Here is a 17,100-nt window from a genome sequence, read left to right on the forward strand (position 1 = left end):
CGGTGATCACCCCGGAAGGTGAGGACGGTGCGGCGCGGCGGATACCTTTAGGTCGTGCAGCCAGCAAGCGAACCCCCCGAGCAGCCGGCCGGTCGGCTCCACCGGGCCCGAGCCCTCTACCGGAACGTCTCCAAGCGCAGGACCGCCTGGCTGCTGCTGAAGGACACGGTGGACTCGTGCATGGAGTACCGCATCCTCGGCCTCGCCGCCGAGGCGGCGTTCTTCACGCTGCTGTCCGTGCCGCCCCTGCTGCTCAGCCTGATCGGGCTGCTCGGTTACGTCGACGCCTGGACCGGCGCCGACACCATCGCCGGCCTGGAGAACAACCTCCTGGAGGCGTCGCGCACCGTGCTGTCCGACAAGGGCGTGCGGGAGATCGCGGAGCCGATCCTGCACGACGTGATGAAGGGCGGCCGGCCCGACGTCATCTCCATCGGCTTCCTGTTCGCCCTGTGGTCGGGCTCGCGCGCGGTGAACGTCTTCATCGACACGATCACCGTGATGTACGGGCTCGACGGCGTCCGGGGCATCGTCAAGACCCGGATCATGGCGTTCCTGCTGTTCATCGTGGCGCTGCTGATCGGCTCGGTGGCGCTGCCGCTGATGGTGGCGGGGCCGGACGCGGTGGTGCGGATCGTGCCGTGGTCGGAGACGGTCGTACAGGTCCTGTACTGGCCCGTCGTGATCATCCTGTCGATCGTCTTCCTGACGACGCTGTACCACGTGTCCGTGCCGGTCCGCTCCCCGTGGATCGAGGACGTGCCCGGCGCGCTGGTCGCCCTCGCGATGTGGGTCCTGGGCAGCTTCCTGCTGCGCATCTACCTCACGAACACCATCGAGGGCGCCACGATCTACGGCTCCCTCGCCGCCGCGGTCGCCGTACTCCTGTGGATCGGTGTGTCCGCCTTCGCGGTGCTGGTCGGCGCCGCGATGAACGCCGCGATCGACCGCGTCTGGCCGGCCGCCGCCACGGCAGCGGCCCGCGCCGCGAACGAACGCCTCCGGGAGGCGGAGGTCGCCGAGTACGTGGCCCGCGTGGCCGCGGCCCGCGAGGCCGACCCCGACGATCCCGACATGCCGTCCGAATTCCCGGAACGCTGGTCCCGCTTCCTCCCCCCGGAGGACGTAACGGCCCGCCTGCGCACCCACGTGAAGAGCACACACCACACACACAAACCGAGCAGGGGCGGCTCGCACCAGGACAGGTGACGCTTCGGCGGGCGTGGGCCGGGTGGCTGATGGGCCTGTTGCCGCCGGCCGTCCGCGCCGGGGCTGTGTGACCGACGGGGCTTTTGCCGCCGGTGGCTCATGTCGGCCGGGAGGGGCACCCCTGCTGCCGGTCGCGCGCGTCGATCGCGGGGCCGCGCGGTCGCCTCGCAGCCGGTCGTGCGTGTTGGCCGTGCGGCTGGTCGGGCTCTCCGGCGAAGCCCCCGCAGGGGCGTGGCCATCGGCTGATCGCATCGGCCGGGTGCCCTACCTAGCTTCCGTCGCCGGCCCGGCCTCCACCGCCGCAACGGCGCGAAGTGCGGCCGTGGCGCCCCGTGGTCCTGGGCGGGCGCAATGCGCCCGTCGCCGCGGCCTCCCTGGTGAAGTCTGTGAAGTCTCGGGGGCTGCGGCCCAGTACCTCGCGCACACCGTCCGTGAGGTAGGCGTTTCGGCCGTCGAGCAGGGATTCGAACAGGTCTACCAGGAAGTCGACCTCCTGGGGCGGTACGCCGAAGCCTGCCAGGTGTTCGCCGTACTCGCGGGGCGGCACCGGGCGGTAGGTCAGCTCGCGGCCCGTTGCCGCCGAGATCTCCGCGATCGCCTCGCCGAAGGTCAGCAGGCGGGGGCCGGTGATGGCCAGGGACTGGCCGACGTAGCGGTCGTCGGTCGCGCTGAGCACCGCCACCACCACGTCCGCGACGTCCCGTACGTCGATGAAGGGCTCACGCACGTCGCCGCCCGGGAAGATCAGCTCGCCGGTCTCCCGCAGCCCCTCCACCAGCGGACCCTCGCTGAAGTTCTGTGCGAACCACGCGGACCGTACGACCGTCCAGTCCGCCCCCGACTCCCGCAGCGCCTCCTCGGTCGGCCGCGCCATCTCCTCACCCCGTGACGACAGCAGGACCAGCCGCCGCATGCCGAGGGAGACCGCCTCGTGCGCGAGCAGTCCCACCGCCAGCGCCGCTTCCGGCGAGCCCACGTCCGACGGGTACACCAGATACGCCCCGTCGGCGTCCCTCAGCGTGTCCGCCCAGGTCGACCGGTCCTGCCAGTCGAAGCCCCGCGCCCGCGTGGCCTCCCGCACGGTCAGCCCCGCCGCCCGCGCGGCATCCGCCACCCGGCGCCCGGTACGACCCGACGCGCCCGTCACCACCACCGTCATGTCCTGTGTCTGCTTCTGTGTCCGTGATGCGTTCTGTGTCATGCCATCGAGTCAACTCCCGCCCACCCCGGGCGGCCATCGCTGAACGGCTCATTCCCATAAGCGCACGTCTACGCTGACCCCATGGACGCTCTCGCAGGCCTGCTGGAGGGCCCACGCGCACGCGGCGCCTTCATGATCCGGGCGTGCTTCGACCCGCCCTGGGCCGTACGGGTAGAGGACCGCGCCCCGCTCACGGTCATGCTCATGGTCCGCGGCGACTCCTGGATCCTGCCCGACGCCGGCGGCGAGCCGGTGCGGTTGCGGACCGGCGACCTGGCCATAGCGCGTGGCCCGGACCCGTACACCTGCGCCGACGCCCCGGACACCGCCCCCCAGGCGCTGATCCTGCCGGGCGGCGAGTGCCGCTACCCCGACGGAACCTCCCTGCGGGGCTCCATGGACCTGGGCGTACGAACGTGGGGCGACCGCCTCGACGGCTCCACGGTCATGCTCATCGGCACGTACCTCATGCAGGGCGAGATCAGCGGCCGCCTGCTGGACGCGCTCCCGCCGCTGCTCACCCTCACCACTGACGTGTGGCAGTGCCCGCTCACCCCGCTCCTCATGGAGGAGATCGTGCGCGACGAACCGGGCCAGGAGGTCGTCCTCGACCGCCTCCTCGACCTGCTGGTCATCGCCGCGCTCCGGGCCTGGTTCTCCCGCCCGGAGGCGGCGGCCCCCGCCTGGTACCGGGCGCTCGGGGATCCGGTGGTCGGCCGGGTGCTGAGGCTGCTGCAGGACGACCCGGCGCATCCCTGGACCGTGGCGTCCCTCGCCGCCAAGGCCGGAGTCTCCCGCGCCGCGCTTGCCCGCCGCTTCACCGACCTGGTCGGCGAACCCCCGATGTCCTACCTCACCGGCTGGCGCCTCGCGCTCGCCGCCGACCGCCTGCGCGACAGCGAGGACACCATCGGCGCCATCGCCCGCGAGGTCGGCTACGGCAGCGCGTTCGCCCTCTCCAACGCGTTCAAACGGGTGTACGGCGTCAGCCCGCAGGAGCACCGGACCCGGGCGGCGTAGCCTGGCGTACGTGTACGAGGAGCGGGCGTCCCGGCTGACCGGCGCCGTGGTGTGGCGCCGCACCCTGGAGCACCCCGCCGTCCTGCCGGTCCTGCCCGACGGCTGCATGGACCTGCTGTGGAGCGAGGGACGGCTGCTGGTCGCGGGCCCGGACACCCGCGCCTACGTCCCCGAAGGCCCCGCCGTGCGCTGGGCGGGCCTGCGCTTCTACCCCGGCACCGCGCCCGCCTTCCTGGGTGTACCGGCCGCCGAACTCCGCGACCGGCGCGTGGAGTTGGCCGACCTGTGGCCGGCCTGGGAGGTACGACGCCTGCGCGCCCGGATCGACGCGGCGGCGGACCCGGCGACGGCCCTGGAGGAGAGCGCGCTGGAGCAGGCGGCGGACCTGGACCCGCCCGACCCCCTGCTGCGGCGGCTGGTCACGGCCCTGGACGCGGGCCGCACGGTGGCCGTGACCGCCGATGAACTCGACCTGGGGGTACGGCAGTTGCACCGCCGCTGCCTGGCCGCCTTCGGCTACGGCCCCAAGGCCCTGGCCCGGATCCTGCGGATGCAGCGGGCGCTCGCGCTGGCCCGCTCCGGTGTGCCGTTCGCGGAGACGGCGGTCCGTGCCGGTTACGCGGACCAGCCCCATCTGGCGCGGGACGTGAAGGAGTTGGCGGGTGTGCCGTTGGGGCGGCTAGTCGGCGGTCGGTAGCGGTGCGAAGAGGTCGACACCATTGCCGTCGGGGTCGTGCACGGTGGCGTACCGCTGGCCCCAGAAGGCGTCCCACGGCTTGAGTTCGCCGTGGTGACCGGCGCCCACCAGGTCCTCGTACACGGTGTCGACCTCGGCGGGTGACCCGCACCGGAAGGCGAGCCCCACCCGGCCCCCGCCCGCCGGTGGCCGCCATTCGGGGTGGAAGGAGCGGACGGTTGCCTCGGTGTCCAGGGCAAGGGTCAGCCCACCGGGCAGTTCGGCCTCGACATGCGGCTGGTCCTCGGCACCCTCGGGGAAGACGAGCCCGAGACGGCGGTAGAAGGCGAGCGAGGCGGCCAGGTCGGAGGCCACCACGCCGATCACGGCGAATCGTGGAGTCATGGGGTCACCGTAGGCGGGGTGGCGGTGCGTGGTCTTGAAGGAATCGGACCTGAGTGCTCGACGCGCGAAGTGGGGCTTCTTTCAGCCGAGTCGGCCGAGTTACGTGTGATCGGTATGTGTCTCGTGACCAAACCGGTATGCGTGTGATGGGACCATGTTGTACGTCACATCACACCTGTCTTGACGACGACGGCGAGTACTGGCGCCGGCCGCCTGTCGCCGTCGTTCTGGACCCGTAAGCGGCTCACGGACGTCTCCACCCAGGTACTCAAGGCGGACGGCACCTACGGTCAGGTCGACTCCTGGCACCTCACCCACCGCCCACACGGCCGCGGCTAGCGCGACAGGTCGGGCCGTGCCTCGCGCGTCATTCCTCGCGCCATGGCGAACAGGAACAGCCCGCAGCCCGCGACCAGGATCCAGCCGGGACGGGAGGCGTGGGCGAGCCCCGCCGGGGCGGTGCCCGTGACCAGGCCGCCGGCCAGGGCGATGCCGAGCGCGGAGCCGAACTGGCGGGCGGTGGAGGTGATCGCCCCGGCCACACCGGCCCGGCTCGGCGGCAGCCCGCTCACCGCGGTGTTGGTGATGGGGGCGTTGGCGAAACCGAAACCGACGCCGATGAGCGCGTAGGCCGTCAGGAGGAGGAACACACTCGTGTTCCGGCCGAGCCCGACCAGGCAGAGGCCGCCCGCCGTGAGGAAGGCGCCGGCCAGGACGAGCGGGAGCCGGGGCCCCACGCGGCCGATCAGACGTCCGGACAGGGGTGCGCAGACGGTCGCCGCGATCGCCATCGGCAAGGTCGCCGTCCCCGCGGCCAGGGGTGTCCACCCCCGGGTCTGCTGCAGATAGAGGGTGTTGAGCAGCAGCGTCACGTTCAGGGCGACGAAGACCGCCACGGCGCCGAGCACCGCGCCGGTGAACGCCGGACGCCGGAACAGCGCCAGATCCATCAGTGGCTCGGGCCGACGGGACTCGACCCGTACGAACACCAGCGCCGCCAGGACGGCGAGTGCGTACGCGGTCAGCGCCACGGGCGACGTCCAGCCGATGTGGGGCCCCTCGATGAGGACACCGACCGAGACCCCGATGACCACGGTCAGCAGAGTCTGGCCCGGGACGTCGAGCCGCCGCACCCGCTGCGCCGTCCGGGACTCCGGCACGAACACCGCGCTGAGCACGAGGGCGGCCACCACGACCGGTGCGTTGATCCAGAACAGCGACCGCCAGCCGAACCCCGCGAGGAGGGCGCCCCCGGTGACGGGACCGGCGGCCATGCTCAGTCCGAAGACCGAGGCCCAGACGCCGATCGCCTGCGCTCGCTCCCTCGGGTCGGGCATCGCGTTCACCACGATCGCCAGAGCCACGGGACTCAGCATCGAGGCGCCGATCCCCTGTACGGCACGGGCCGCGATGAGCGCGTCCGCCGTGGGGGCCACCGCACAGACCAGCGAGGCCGTGCCGAACACGACCAGCCCGCTCTGGAACACCCGCCGGCGTCCGAACCGGTCCGCCAGCGCGCCCGAGGAGATCAGCAGACCGGCCAGGACGAGGGTGTAGGCGTCCACGGTCCATTCCAGGCCGCGTGTCCCGACGTCCAGGCCGCGTCCGATGGCGGGCAGGCCCACGTTCACGATGGTGGTGTCCAGACCCACCAGGAACATGCTCAGACAGCAGACGGCCAGCACCGTCCAGCGCCTGCGCGCGCTCAAAAGGGGCGGCTGAACAGGATGTGTCGTCGTGGTCACGGTCTGCCTCTCACGTCCGGGAGCATCAGCCCGGCAAGCGTCCGACCGGACCGCCACCGCGGCCCAGCGTTCTTGCGAAGGCTGCAAAACTGGACTCCGTGGACGCGGAAGTGGAACAGATAATCGACGGCATCGGCCCCCGGCTGCGAACGCTCCGCCGCGACCGCGGACTCACGCTTGAGGACCTCGCGGCGACGACCGGGATCTCCGTCAGCACGCTGTCCCGGCTCGAATCCGGCAGGCGGCGCCCGACCCTCGACCTGCTCATCCCGCTCGCGCGTGCGCACCGTGTCGCGCTCGACCAACTGGTGGCCGCGCCCGCCACCGGCGACCCGCGCGTGCACCTCAAGCCCCAGCGCCACGGCCAGGGCAGCGTCCTGGTGCCGCTGACCCAGTACCCGGGCCGGGTGCAGGTGTTCAAGCAGGTGCTGTCGCCCCGTGAACCTAAGCTGGTGACCCACGACGGCTACGAGTGGCTCTACGTCCTCGCGGGCGAACTGCGCATCGTCCTCGGGGAAAGCGACTTCACGCTGCGCCCCGGCGAAGTGGCCGAGTTCGACACCAGGGAGCCGCACTGGTTCGGCCCGGCGGGCCCGAACGCCGTGGAGATCCTGCACCTGTTCGGACCTCGGGGAGACCAGGCGGTGATTCGCGCGAGCCCGTCCGACTAGTCGAAGGTCACGGGTCCCTTGGGCGTCTTCACGGTGAAGGCGATACCCACCGGCCCCTCGCTGAGGCGGAGTTCGGTGCCCAGTGCGGTCAACGGGGCACGGATCTCGTCCGGGTCGGGGGCGGTGGCCGAGACCTCCACCAGCGGCGTGACGGGCAGCCCCGACGCGGACGGGTGGACGGAACGACCCCAGTCGATCAGGAACGGCACCAGCCCCGAAGGGTGCGCGGTATAGGTCAGCCGCCACTCCAACAGGGTCCCCCCGGGGGCGCGGCGGCTCATCGGGTAGGTGGGACCGGGGTCGAACCCCCGCGCCCGGGCCGTCGCGACCGCCGCGTCCAGGTCCGGCGGGCTGATCGCCCAGGTCACCGTGCGCGGTCCGGTCAGCCCGTCGACCCCGAAGGCGTGCAGGTCCGACGGAGTCTCCTGCTCCGGGTCCGGACCGATGATCTCCAGGTAGCTGGAACTGCCCAGCGACACGAGGTAGTTACGGGTGCCGAGCTCGACGTGCACACCACCGGGAGCGGGTACCACACCGGTCCGCTCGGTGAACTCGGCGACCGTCGCCGCGAGGTCGGGCGTTGCCAGGACGAGGTGGTCCAGGAGTGGGGGGATGGCATTCATTCCGGCTGAGGCTAGGGGCGCCGCTGCCCCCGTTCAAGAGAGCCACCCCAAGTGAAATGCCGCCTTCCTGTGGAACATTCGTACGGCACTGCTCCCTGTGCTGCTAGCGGGGCAGCTTCAGGAAGGCGGTCCAGGCGGCGGGGGAGACCGTAAGGCGGGCGGTCGTCGGGGTCTTGGAGTCGCGGATGGGGATGGCGGTGGGTTCCGTGGCGACTTCGATGCAGGCGCCGCCCTCCTCGCTGCTGTAGCTCGACTCGAACGACTCAAGCGCGGTATCGCTCATCGCTCTCCCAGACGGCGGTCCAGCAGATCTCTCGTGTCCTCAGTGGTGAGGGCCTGAGTCCGCAGCATCGCATACTTCTGATTGAGGATCGCCACCTCGTCCGGATCCGGGTAAGGGCGCCCACCCAGGGGAGGAGGCCCTGGCCGAGGTCACCGTGCCGCTGTGCCAGGGCTGTCTCGTCGAGGCGCCGCGCGAGTGACTCGCCCGACTTGACGGTCACCGGGACCAGGGTCAGGGCCGTGAGGCTCAGCAGGAGAGGCAGCGGTCCCGCCCATGCCCGGAACCGCGGCCAAGCGCGGCCAACGCGACGGCCACGGCGGCAGTGGGTACGACGACCACGGTGGCGTGGACGATCAGCGGGTGGGCGGCAGGCCGAAGAGACTGTCGCGCAACGGGTCCTCCGTCATTCCGGCCGCTGCTGTCCGCCGTGAGCCACTGGATCGAGGGCTGCGGCGTCCTGCGTCCGGCCGACCGGACTGCGGCGCAACAGGACGGCCACGGCGACGGCGGTGGCGACGGCGGTGATGGCGGCGCCGAGCAGGGCGATGTGCAGCCCGGTGGTGAACGCGGCCTGAGCCTGGTGCAGGACCGTGCCGCCCGCGGCGGCGGCGCCGGCCAGCGACGACTCGGCCGCTTCGGCGACCTGTGGCGGGACGCCGGTCAGGTGGAGGTCGCTGCGGTAGGCGGCGGTCAGCAGGCTGCCGAGAACGGCGATACCCAGGGCGCCGCCGAGTTCGCGGGCCAGGTCGTTGACCGCGGAGCCGACATTCTGCAGTTCCTTGGGCAGGGCGTCGGTGATGGCGGTGGTCGCCGGGGGCATCGCCAGCCCCAGACCGGCGCCCAGCGGAATCAGACCGGCAGCGAGGTGCCCGTACGTGCTGGCGCCGTCCAGGTGGGCCAGGACGGCCAGACCGGCGCCGAGCATCAACAGCCCCGCGACCCATGGGCCGCGCACCCCCAGGCGCTGGGCGAGCAGTGGGCTCAGCCGGGAGGCGGGGATCATCCCGAGGGGCATCGCCAGCAGGCTGAGCGCGGCGCTCAGCGCGCTGTAGCCGCGCACCAGCTGCAGGTACTGCATGATCACGAACATGAAGCCGAACAGGGCGAAGAACTGCAGCGTGAGGGAGAGCGATCCGGCCGCGAAGCGGCGGTTGCGGAACAGCCGCGGGTCCAGCAGCGGGTGTCGTCGGCGCAGTTCGAAGGCGACGAAGCCGGCGAGGACGAGCAGGCCGAGCGCACTGCCGCCGACGGTCAGCGGATCGCTCCAGCCGTTCACCGGGGCCTCGATCACCGCGTAGACGAGCGCGCCGATGCCGGCCGCCGCCAGGACCGCGCCGACCACGTCGAGCGGTGCCGGACGGGATTCGGCCGACTCGGGCACGAACACCAGCGTTCCGGCCAGCGCGACCGAGGCGAGCAGCACGTTGAACCAGAACACCGACTCCCATGACCACCACTCCAGGAGCAGACCGGAGGCGAGCAGCCCCAGCACCCCACTGCCGCCGGCGACCGCCGCCCAGACGCTGACCGCCCGGGCCCGCTGATCGCGCGGGAAGCTGCTGGTGATCGTCGACAGGGTGGCCGGCATGATCAGCGCGGCCCCCAGCCCCAGCAGCGCACGCAGCCCGATCAGCACGTTCGGGTCGGTGGCCAGGGCCGCCAGCACGGATCCGGCCCCGTAGAGCACCAGGCCGACGATGAGTGCCCGACGCCGGCCGAACCGGTCCCCCAAGGCCCCGGCGGGCAGCAGCAGCGAGGCGAACACCAGGCTGTAGGCGTCGATGATCCAGGTCTGCTGGGTCTGGTCGGCGTGTGTGTGGCGTGCGATGTCGGGCAGTGCCACGTTGAGTGAGGCCATCGCGGCGACCACGGTCGCCAGTGCGAGGCAGGTGATCGCCAGGACAGCGCCCTGGCGCACGGCTCCGCCAGGAGCCTCAAGGACAGGCGGTCGCGGATCGGAGAGCACGGAGGTCGGTCCTTCGCTGCGGGAGCAGGTACCGGCACAGACTCACGCGGCCGCTCGTACAATCTCAACCATGATGAATTCTTCGGGGCGGGGCAGAAGGGCCGGAAAACCCGACACCCGCGCCCAGATCCTCGACATCGCCCGACGACGCTTCCTCGAAGGCGGATACCAGGCGGTCACCCTGCGTTCCGTCGCCGCCGAGGCAGGTGTCGACGTCGCCCTGGTCAGCTACTACTTCGGCTCCAAGAAGGGCCTGTTCGGCGCGGCCCTCGCCCTGGCCGCCACCCCCGCCGAAACTCTCGCCCGCACCATCGAAGGCGACCCGGCCACCTTCCCCCAGCGCGCCCTGCAGGACCTGCTCGCCTTGTGGGAGGACCCCGAATCGGGGGCCCCGCTGCGCGCACTGATAGCCGCCGCCACCCATGACCAGGCCATCGCCGGGCTGGTCAAAGAGGTGATGGAACGGGAAATGATCGACAAGATCGCCGCCATGCTCGGCGGTGCGGACGCCCGCAAGCGCGCCGGCGCGTTCTGTGCGCAGATCGCCGGCCTCGTCGTGACGCGCTACATCCTGCGCCTCGAACCCGTCGCTCCCATGACGATCGATGAAATAACCCGCATCTACGGGCCCCCGCTGCGCCTGGCGCTGCGCCGGCCCTCACACCACAACCCCCCGGCGCGGCATGCGTCTGCTCGGGGCCCGCTCGCCGGGGAGTGACTCCGGAGAGGTCTGCCGCGCTCGACGTCGGACTGTCCTGCTCGTTCCTCGAACGAATGCCGGGTCATGCGCCCGTCCCCGCGGGCCGCTCGGCCGTGCTCGCCCGCCGGACCAGCCGGGTCGACAGTTCCGTACGCGTCCCCTCCGGACGCTCGCCCTGCATCATCCGCACCAGCAGGCGCAGGCCCGCCGCCGCCATCTCCGACAGCGGCTGGCGCACCGTGGTCAGCGCCGGGGTGGCCCAGCGGGCCTCGGGCAGGTCGTCGAAACCGACCACGCTGATGTCGTCCGGCACCCGCAGCCCCCGTTCGGCCAGCGCCGTGTACACCCCGAGGGCCATCCGGTCCGAGCAGACGAACACGGCCGTCGGGGGCTCGGGCAGGTCCAGCAGTTCCAGCATGCGCAGCCGGGCGGTGGTCTCGTCGAAGCCCGCGTGCCGCACGTACTCCGGACGCGGCCGCACCCCGGCCGAGGCGAGCGCGGACCGGTAGCCGGCCACCCGGGCGCTGCCGCACATCGTGCGCCGGTGCCCGGCGATCACGGCGACGCGCTCGTGCCCCAGCGTCAGCAGGTGCTCGGTCGCGGTCACCCCGCCCTGCCAGTTCGCCGCGCCGACCGACACCACGGCCGGCGGCGGTTCGTGCGCCGGGTCGATCATCACGTACGGGATGCGGTGGTGGTCGAGCCAGGCGTACTGCGCCGGGGACAACTCGGCCAGGTTGAACAGCACTCCCGACGAGCCGCGTGCCGTCAGCTTGTCCAGCCAGCCGCGCTCCGGGTGGCCCGCCCGGGTCCGGGTGAGCCCGGCCGAGACCACGACCTCGAGGCCCGCCTCGTGCGCCGCCTCCTCCACCCCGTGCAGCACGGCGCCCGACCAGGAACTGTCCAGGGAGTGCACGACGAGGTCGACCAACCCCGGTGCCTTTGCCGTGTCGAAGCGGGGTCTGCGCACATAACCCAGCCGGTCCAGTGCCTCGGTGACCCGGCGGCGGGTCTCCGGCGCCACGTCCTCGCGGCCGTTGACGACCTTCGACGCCGTCGGCACCGACACCCCGGCCTCGCGGGCCACCACGGCCAGCGTCGGACCGGCCGCCACGCTCGCACCCCCCGAACGTGCCGTCGCCGAACCCGCCATCGCTGAACCCGCCATCGCCGAATCCGCCTCTCCGGCCCGCGCGGGGACCATCGAAAGTTGCGACCACAGAAAGCGCTTCCTACGATAGGTGCGGCTCAACTCGGCGTGAAGACATGGGAATTCACGGAATCACGGTGGGTCGGGCTTTCGAACCTCGAACGGGGGAGGGGTCGGCTCGCCAAGGTCCGCCAGGTACACCACCTGTACCTGACGCCCCGTCGGCAGCCCCAGCCCCGTCCCGCGGATCCGCGGTGAGAACTCCACCCGGTGACCCATCCGGTCGGTGAACGCGAGTCGCCCGTCCGCCTGGTTCCGTGACTGTGCGTGCGAGCTGGGCGCTCCGTCACCCGAACGGCCTCCCGTTCGCCTCGTGTACAGGAATACCCGGAGCCGATGTGATGCTCTGCATTTACCGGTGTGCGAACGCGAGCGCGGGAGGAGCTGGTGGGCGGATGGCGGAGGACCGGGCGGGCCCCGTGGTCAGAACCCCCTACGGAGCGGTCCGCGGCAGGTACGAGCGTGAGGTCGCGGTGTTCCGCGGCATCCCGTACGCCGCCCCGCCCTTCGGGCCCCGCCGCTTCCGGCCGCCCGAGCCGCCCGAGCCCTGGGACGGCGTGCGCGACGCGGGCGCCTTCGGGCCGACCGCGCCGAAACCGCCGTACTCCGAAGTGTTCGCGCACTACCTCTCCGACCCCTTCGTGGGCGGCGAGGACTGTCTCAATCTGAACGTCTGGACCCCGCAGCCCGGCCCCGCGGCCCGGCTCCCCGTTCTGGTGTGGCTGCATGGCGGCGCCCTGACCAGGGGATCCTCGTCCGTGCCGGTGTACGACGGCCATGGCTTCGCCCGCGACGGCGTCGTCCTCGTCTCGGTCAACTACCGGCTCGGCGTCGAGGGCTACGGACTGTTCCCCGACTCGCCCCCCAACCCCGGACTCCGTGACCAACTGGCCGCGCTCGAATGGGTGTACGAGTCGATCGCGGCCTTCGGCGGCGACCCGGGCCGGATCACCCTGGCCGGACAGTCGGCCGGGGCTATCAGCGTCGGTGCGCTGATAGCCGCGCCGGGCGCCCAGGGCCTTGTCCGCCGTGCCGTGCTGCAGAGCGGACCGCCGGAGGCCTCGGAACGCGACAAGGTACGGCGGATGGTCCGCCGTATGGCGGCCCGGCTCAAGGTCCCCGCCACCGCCGAGGCCTTCGCGACCGTCGACCGCGACCTGCTGCTGCGCACCCAGGCCGAGGTGGGGCGGCTGAGCAGCCCCGTCCTGGGCGGTCCCGCGTTCGGGATCGTCGTCGACGGCGACATCGTCCCGCGCGACCCGCTGGAGGCCCTGGTGGAGGGCGAGGCCGCGGGCGGCGTCGACCTGCTCATGGGCTGGACCCGCGACGAGTACCGGCTGTGGCTGGTGCCGGGCGGTCTGATGGACCATGTGGACCGGCTCGGGCCGGTGGCGCTCGCCGGGGCCATGGCCCGCTGCCACTGCGGCCACGAGGTGCCGCGCGGCTACCGAGCGCTGCATCCCGAGGCCGGCATCGCCGAGATCGTCGGCCAGATGGTCACGGACCATCTGCTGCGCCTCCCGATGCACCGGCTGGCGGACGCGCGTTCCGGATCGTCGTACGTCTACGAGTTCGCCTGGCCCTCCAACCTGCCCGGCCTCGGGGCCTGCCACGCTCTGGAACTCGGGTTCGTCTTCGACACGGGGCACGTCCCGGACTCGGCAAAGCTCGCCGGCGAGGGCGCGCCGAAGGAACTGTGCGACGCCATGCACGGGGCCTGGGTGCGGTTCGCCGACACGGGGGATCCGGGTTGGCGGCCGTGGGACTCCGAACATCCTGTCCAGATCTTCGGCGAGGGTGAACCGCACACTGCATTCGGCCCGCGGGACGCCGAACTCGCCCTGTGGGCCGCAGCGGCGACCGACACCGACACCCCGGAGCCGAGCACCGTCAACGGCACACCGACACCCGCGCGCGCCGCGGAACTGGCGTCCGCGGTACGCCGCCTGCGCCGCTCGGTGGGTACCCGCAAGCATTGATTCGTCGACCGCCGGTCACCGGCCGCCGCGGGCGGGGCTCAGGGAGCGGGCGGACGGCACGCCGTCGACGCGGGACATCCGGTCCGCGCCACGGATTCCGGGCTGTACCGCTTGCCGCGGTCCGCGCCCGCGGGCTCACCGAAAGCCGTGTCCCTCGCCCCGGTCGCGTCGGAGTTGGCGGGGGCAGGTCGGGTCAGACCGTCGCCAGCGCACGCGCGATCGACGTGATCGCCCGGGGGCCCACCCGGCAGCAGCCGCCGATCAGGTGGGCGCCCGCGTCGTGCCATGCCTTGACCTGTTCGGTGGTGAACGTGGCGCGGCCGGTCCAGGCGCGGGACTCGGCGTTCCAGGTCTCGCCGCTGTTGGGGTAGACGACGACCGGTTTGCCGGTCACCCGGGCCGCGGTCCCGATCGCTCGGTCCACGTCCCCGGGAGCACAGCAGTTGACGCCCACCGCGACGACCTCGTCCGCGTCGGCGGCCAGGGCGAACGCCTCGTCCAGGCGCTGACCTGCGCGGGTGCGGTCCCCGTCGATCGTGTACGACAGCCAGGCCGGCACACCGAGTCCGCGCACCGCCCGCAGCAGTGCCGTCGCCTCGTCGGTGTCCGGGACCGTCTCCAGGGCCAGGACGTCGGGCGCGGCCGCCGCCAGCACCTCCAGACGGGGGCGGTGGAAGCGTTCCAGCGCGTCGACGCTCAGCCCGTATCGGCCCCGGTACTCCGAGCCGTCGGCGAGCATCGCCCCGTACGGACCGACCGAGGCCGCCACCCACAGCGGGCGCACGATCCCCTCGTCGTGGGCCTGCCGTGCCGCCTCCCGGGCCAGTTCCACGCTGAGCGCGAGCAGCCGGGCCGCCTCCGCACGGTCGATCCCGCGCCGGGCGAAGCCCTCGAAGGTGGCCTGGTAGCTCGCGGTGATCGCCACGTCGGCGCCCGCCATGAAGTAGGCGAGGTGCGCCTCGGTGACCGCCTCGGGCCGCTCGGCGAGCAGCCGCGCCGACCACAGCTCGTCGCTCAGATCGTGCCCGGCGGACGCCAGCTGGTTGGACATGCCGCCGTCGAGCACGACGGTCCCGGTGGCGAGGGCTTCGACGAGGCCGGGGGACGCTGCGGGGGTGTTGCTGCTCATGTCACGACGCTAGTCGAAACGGCGCCGGGCGGTATCGGCCGCCGGGTGTCAGCCCTGCGCCGCATGCCGTCCGCCCCTCCGTCGCCCCCTGTCCCGGGCGCGCAAGCCCGCCGGGAACACCAGGGCGCCCAGGAGTCCGGCCGCCAGGACGTACGGCCACCAGCCGAAGGCGTCGGCCGCGGTGTTCGCGCTCCTGGTGTCCACCGCCTTCGTGTCGGACTCGGCCCGGGTGGGCGAGTTCGCGGCGGGGCCGTGGCCGCCGCCGTCGGCGGTGAGGACGACGTCGTTGCCGTCGCCGCCCCGGTAGCTGATCCGGTAGACGGTGTCCACGAGCTTCAACCGGGCGCCCTCGCGCAGGCCGTCGAAGGCGCCGGTGGTCCGGGAGCGGCCCGTGTGGTCGATGACGGTGATCTCGTGGGCCGGATCCGTCCCGGCGGCGGACAGGTCGAAGGACCCGGCCAGCCGGACCGCACCCGTCACCTTCAACGGCTCACCCCGCAGGACCAGTTGGCCCTTCGCGCGTTGGACGTAGTGCCCGGTCACCGTCAGCCCGCCCGCCACGAGGCCGTCGTTCGTCACCGCACCCCGCACCGTGCCCTTGCCGGTGAGCGTCGTGGTGACCCGCAGCCCCGAGGAGCCCGCGTCCAGCCGCGCATCCGCCGAGGTCAGCCGGATCGCCCTGCTGTGGGCGAGCGTTGCTCCGGAGCGCAGGGCGAGCGTGCCCCTCGTGACGGTCGTCGTCCCGGTGTAGGTCACCGCGCCGCCCGTGAGCGTGGTCGTGGCGGCGCCCGACTGCACCAGGGAGCCGCTCCCGCCGACGTGGCTCAGCCGCACGGGAGTCGTCGTGTTCCGCAGGAAAAGGGTCCCGTCGTTCACGATCCGGCGCCGCGCGGTCCCCGTCAGCAGGGAACCGTCGCCGCCCTTCGCGCCGGACCCCAGCCGCAGCACGGCACCCTCACGGACGGTCGTCGAGCCGTCGTAGTACTGCGCGGCCGCGAAGGTGACGTCGTTCCCGCGGGTCCCCGCGATCACGATGTCCCCGGCGCCGGGCGCGGCCAGGGTGTCGTGGTACCTGCCGCCGCCGATCGGGGCGCCCAGGGTGACCGGGCCGTCGTAGTCGAAGGTGAGGCGGGAGCGCCGACCGCTGGCGATGTGCAGGTTGATGTACACGGTGTCCCGCGTGCCCGGCATGAAGATCCGGTGCGTGGTCCCGTCCCCCCACCGCACGTCGGCGCCCTCGATGTTGGTCCCGCGCTTGTTCAACTGGTGTGGAACCGCTCGCCAGTTGAGGTCCGGGTCGCTGAGTGAGGGGTGGGTGTCGCCGCCCCGGTCGCTGTAGCTGTACTGCCCGGTCAGCACGACCTTGCTGCCGGGCCGTGTGTGGACGTTGACGTCGCTGCCGTAGGCGCGCTGGTAGAAGTCCTGCCGCAGGGTGATCGTCCGGTTCAGCGGGGTGTCGATGATCCACGAGCCCTGGTTGAGGATCGCGCGGGCGGCGGGCAGGGCCACCGGGAACTCCGGGCGGCCCACGGCCATTCCGGTTCCGTTGTCGATGACCCCGGAGAAGGGATGGGTCCCGGCGAGGTCGAGCGTGCCCCACATGTTGCGCGGCTGGGTGACCAGTCCCGAGCCGCTGATGGTGCCGATGTTGAAGGTGCGGGTGAGGGACAGGCGGAGGGTGCCGTCGACCCGGATGTTGAGCTGGTTCAGCCGGTAGCCGGGGGTGTCGTAGGGGAAGTGGCCGATCAGGCCGGTGCCGCCGCCCGTGCCGTACTGGAGCGTCGCACCGCGTTCGACCGTGATGGCGGGCGGGTCGGGGTTGGTCACGGTGGTGTACGGGTGGTTGCCGCCCTGGGTGCGCACCACCTGCCGCTGCCGGGACCCGGGCAGGGTGAAGTCGCTGTCCTTGGTGAGGATCAGTGTGCCGCCGCCGCGCACGGTGAGCGTGCCCCGGCCGTGCAACACGCCGTCGTACGTGGTCGTTCCGGACGGCACGGTGACCACCGAGTCGCCGGTGAGCGTCACGTCCCGGTTCGCGAGCACGTCGGCGGTGATGTCCCGGGTGCCGGCGGCTGCCGCCGGGGGAGCGGTGACCAGCAGGGCGGCGACGGCAGCAAGGGCGCCGGCGGCGGCTGTCGTGGTGTGGAGATGGCTGCGCACATCGTTGGAGACGGGCCGGGGCGAAGCCGATAACAGAAAATCGGGCATCGCTTGAAAGGGCTTTCTCCTCTGTCCCGTCGGACCCGTTGACCTCCTCGTGGCACGCCCTTACCTTTTCGGCGA

The 17,100-nt window shown here is 72.3% G+C and carries 16 protein-coding genes and 1 pseudogene; 7 read left to right on the forward strand and 10 right to left on the reverse strand.

Annotated elements, in window-relative coordinates; genetic code table 11:
• Positions 1-54: 54 nt before the first annotated feature.
• The gene (locus ACZ4EG_RS05735) at positions 55-1,209 is read left to right on the forward strand and encodes a YihY/virulence factor BrkB family protein (protein WP_467789668.1); all 1,155 of its coding nucleotides are present in this window, start codon (positions 55-57) and stop codon (positions 1,207-1,209) included.
• Positions 1,210-1,477: 268 nt separating this feature from the next.
• Here ACZ4EG_RS05735 and ACZ4EG_RS05740 read toward each other — a convergent pair whose 3' ends face one another.
• Positions 1,478-2,410, reverse strand: coding sequence for a Rossmann-fold NAD(P)-binding domain-containing protein (locus ACZ4EG_RS05740; RefSeq protein ID WP_467789669.1), 933 nt, complete (start codon positions 2,408-2,410; stop codon positions 1,478-1,480).
• An 81-nt stretch (positions 2,411-2,491) separates the two neighbouring features.
• Between ACZ4EG_RS05740 and ACZ4EG_RS05745 the strand changes: the two genes are divergently transcribed.
• Both ACZ4EG_RS05745 and ACZ4EG_RS05750 read left to right on the forward strand, forming a co-directional pair.
• The gene (locus ACZ4EG_RS05745; protein WP_467789670.1) at positions 2,492-3,430 is read left to right on the forward strand and encodes an AraC family transcriptional regulator; all 939 of its coding nucleotides are present in this window, start codon (positions 2,492-2,494) and stop codon (positions 3,428-3,430) included.
• A 10-nt stretch (positions 3,431-3,440) separates the two neighbouring features.
• On the forward strand, positions 3,441-4,127 hold the full coding sequence (locus ACZ4EG_RS05750) for a helix-turn-helix domain-containing protein (protein WP_467789671.1): 687 nt from the start codon (positions 3,441-3,443) through the stop codon (positions 4,125-4,127).
• Here ACZ4EG_RS05750 and ACZ4EG_RS05755 read toward each other — a convergent pair.
• The gene (locus tag ACZ4EG_RS05755; RefSeq protein ID WP_453556980.1) at positions 4,110-4,511 is read right to left on the reverse strand and encodes a VOC family protein; all 402 of its coding nucleotides are present in this window, start codon (positions 4,509-4,511) and stop codon (positions 4,110-4,112) included. The two genes, ACZ4EG_RS05750 and ACZ4EG_RS05755, sit on opposite strands and share 18 nt — an antisense overlap.
• A 180-nt stretch (positions 4,512-4,691) precedes the next feature.
• Here ACZ4EG_RS05755 and ACZ4EG_RS05760 point away from each other — a divergent pair, with 180 nt between their 5' ends.
• A complete protein-coding gene (locus ACZ4EG_RS05760) occupies positions 4,692-4,850 on the forward strand; it encodes a hypothetical protein (RefSeq protein WP_467789990.1) in 159 nt (52 codons plus the stop codon).
• On the opposite strand, the gene ACZ4EG_RS05765 is transcribed toward ACZ4EG_RS05760, so the two are convergent.
• Entirely contained in the window at positions 4,847-6,220 is a 1,374-nt protein-coding gene (locus ACZ4EG_RS05765) for an MFS transporter (protein ID WP_467789672.1), read from the reverse strand. The genes ACZ4EG_RS05760 and ACZ4EG_RS05765 overlap by 4 nt on opposite strands.
• Positions 6,221-6,345: 125 nt before the next feature.
• Between ACZ4EG_RS05765 and ACZ4EG_RS05770 the strand changes: the two genes are divergently transcribed.
• Positions 6,346-6,927: a helix-turn-helix domain-containing protein gene (locus tag ACZ4EG_RS05770; RefSeq protein ID WP_467789974.1), complete on the forward strand. Its 582-nt coding sequence runs from the start codon at positions 6,346-6,348 to the stop codon at positions 6,925-6,927.
• On the opposite strand, the gene ACZ4EG_RS05775 is transcribed toward ACZ4EG_RS05770, so the two are convergent.
• The 4 genes and pseudogenes from ACZ4EG_RS05775 to ACZ4EG_RS05790 all read right to left on the reverse strand — a co-directional run bounded on the left by ACZ4EG_RS05775 (position 6,924) and on the right by ACZ4EG_RS05790 (position 9,751).
• Positions 6,924-7,550: a VOC family protein gene (locus ACZ4EG_RS05775; RefSeq protein WP_390730769.1), complete on the reverse strand. Its 627-nt coding sequence runs from the start codon at positions 7,548-7,550 to the stop codon at positions 6,924-6,926. The two genes, ACZ4EG_RS05770 and ACZ4EG_RS05775, sit on opposite strands and share 4 nt — an antisense overlap.
• Before the next feature lie 103 nt (positions 7,551-7,653).
• Positions 7,654-7,833, reverse strand: coding sequence for a DUF397 domain-containing protein (locus ACZ4EG_RS05780; protein ID WP_467789673.1), 180 nt, complete (start codon positions 7,831-7,833; stop codon positions 7,654-7,656).
• Positions 7,830-7,940: pseudogene (locus tag ACZ4EG_RS05785) on the reverse strand (transcriptional regulator); the annotation flags it as partial. The pseudogene ACZ4EG_RS05785 and the gene ACZ4EG_RS05780, both read right to left, overlap by 4 nt.
• A 296-nt stretch (positions 7,941-8,236) precedes the next feature.
• Positions 8,237-9,751, reverse strand: a complete 1,515-nt coding sequence (locus ACZ4EG_RS05790; RefSeq protein ID WP_467789674.1) for an MFS transporter — start codon at positions 9,749-9,751, stop codon at positions 8,237-8,239.
• Positions 9,752-9,869: 118 nt separating this feature from the next.
• Between ACZ4EG_RS05790 and ACZ4EG_RS05795 the strand changes: the two genes are divergently transcribed.
• Positions 9,870-10,517 carry a TetR/AcrR family transcriptional regulator gene (locus ACZ4EG_RS05795; RefSeq protein WP_467789675.1) on the forward strand — a complete coding sequence of 216 codons (648 nt, stop codon included), beginning with the start codon at positions 9,870-9,872 and terminating at the stop codon, positions 10,515-10,517.
• A gap of 64 nt (positions 10,518-10,581) precedes the next feature.
• Here ACZ4EG_RS05795 and ACZ4EG_RS05800 read toward each other — a convergent pair whose 3' ends face one another.
• The gene (locus ACZ4EG_RS05800) at positions 10,582-11,652 is read right to left on the reverse strand and encodes a LacI family DNA-binding transcriptional regulator (protein ID WP_467789975.1); all 1,071 of its coding nucleotides are present in this window, start codon (positions 11,650-11,652) and stop codon (positions 10,582-10,584) included.
• Between the two features lie 452 nt (positions 11,653-12,104).
• Here ACZ4EG_RS05800 and ACZ4EG_RS05805 point away from each other — a divergent pair, with 452 nt between their 5' ends.
• Positions 12,105-13,688, forward strand: coding sequence for a carboxylesterase/lipase family protein (locus tag ACZ4EG_RS05805; protein ID WP_467789676.1), 1,584 nt, complete (start codon positions 12,105-12,107; stop codon positions 13,686-13,688).
• A 193-nt stretch (positions 13,689-13,881) separates the two neighbouring features.
• On the opposite strand, the gene mmuM is transcribed toward ACZ4EG_RS05805, so the two are convergent.
• Together mmuM and ACZ4EG_RS05815 are read right to left on the reverse strand one after the other, a co-directional pair.
• A complete protein-coding gene (gene mmuM / locus ACZ4EG_RS05810; protein ID WP_453556998.1) occupies positions 13,882-14,817 on the reverse strand; it encodes a homocysteine S-methyltransferase in 936 nt (311 codons plus the stop codon).
• Positions 14,818-14,865: 48 nt separating this feature from the next.
• The gene (locus tag ACZ4EG_RS05815) at positions 14,866-16,977 is read right to left on the reverse strand and encodes an autotransporter (RefSeq protein ID WP_467789677.1); all 2,112 of its coding nucleotides are present in this window, start codon (positions 16,975-16,977) and stop codon (positions 14,866-14,868) included.
• Positions 16,978-17,100 lie beyond the last annotated feature (123 nt).

It is taken from the genome of Streptomyces sp. NPDC025638 (assembly GCF_055558775.1).

What these genes read in the sequence shown, in the direction of transcription:
- ACZ4EG_RS05740 (WP_467789669.1), bottom strand. Translation starts at nt 2,410, where the DNA reads ATGACACAGAACGCATCACGGACACAGAAGCAGACACAGGACATGACG.
- ACZ4EG_RS05745 (WP_467789670.1), top strand. Translation starts at nt 2,492, where the DNA reads ATGGACGCTCTCGCAGGCCTGCTGGAGGGCCCACGCGCACGCGGCGCC.
- ACZ4EG_RS05755 (WP_453556980.1), bottom strand. Translation starts at nt 4,511, where the DNA reads ATGACTCCACGATTCGCCGTGATCGGCGTGGTGGCCTCCGACCTGGCC.
- ACZ4EG_RS05775 (WP_390730769.1), bottom strand. Translation starts at nt 7,550, where the DNA reads ATGAATGCCATCCCCCCACTCCTGGACCACCTCGTCCTGGCAACGCCC.
- ACZ4EG_RS05780 (WP_467789673.1), bottom strand. Translation starts at nt 7,833, where the DNA reads ATGAGCGATACCGCGCTTGAGTCGTTCGAGTCGAGCTACAGCAGCGAG.
- ACZ4EG_RS05795 (WP_467789675.1), top strand. Translation starts at nt 9,870, where the DNA reads ATGATGAATTCTTCGGGGCGGGGCAGAAGGGCCGGAAAACCCGACACC.
- ACZ4EG_RS05800 (WP_467789975.1), bottom strand. Translation starts at nt 11,652, where the DNA reads ATGGCGGGTTCGGCGACGGCACGTTCGGGGGGTGCGAGCGTGGCGGCC.
- ACZ4EG_RS05805 (WP_467789676.1), top strand. Translation starts at nt 12,105, where the DNA reads ATGGCGGAGGACCGGGCGGGCCCCGTGGTCAGAACCCCCTACGGAGCG.
- mmuM (WP_453556998.1), bottom strand. Translation starts at nt 14,817, where the DNA reads ATGAGCAGCAACACCCCCGCAGCGTCCCCCGGCCTCGTCGAAGCCCTC.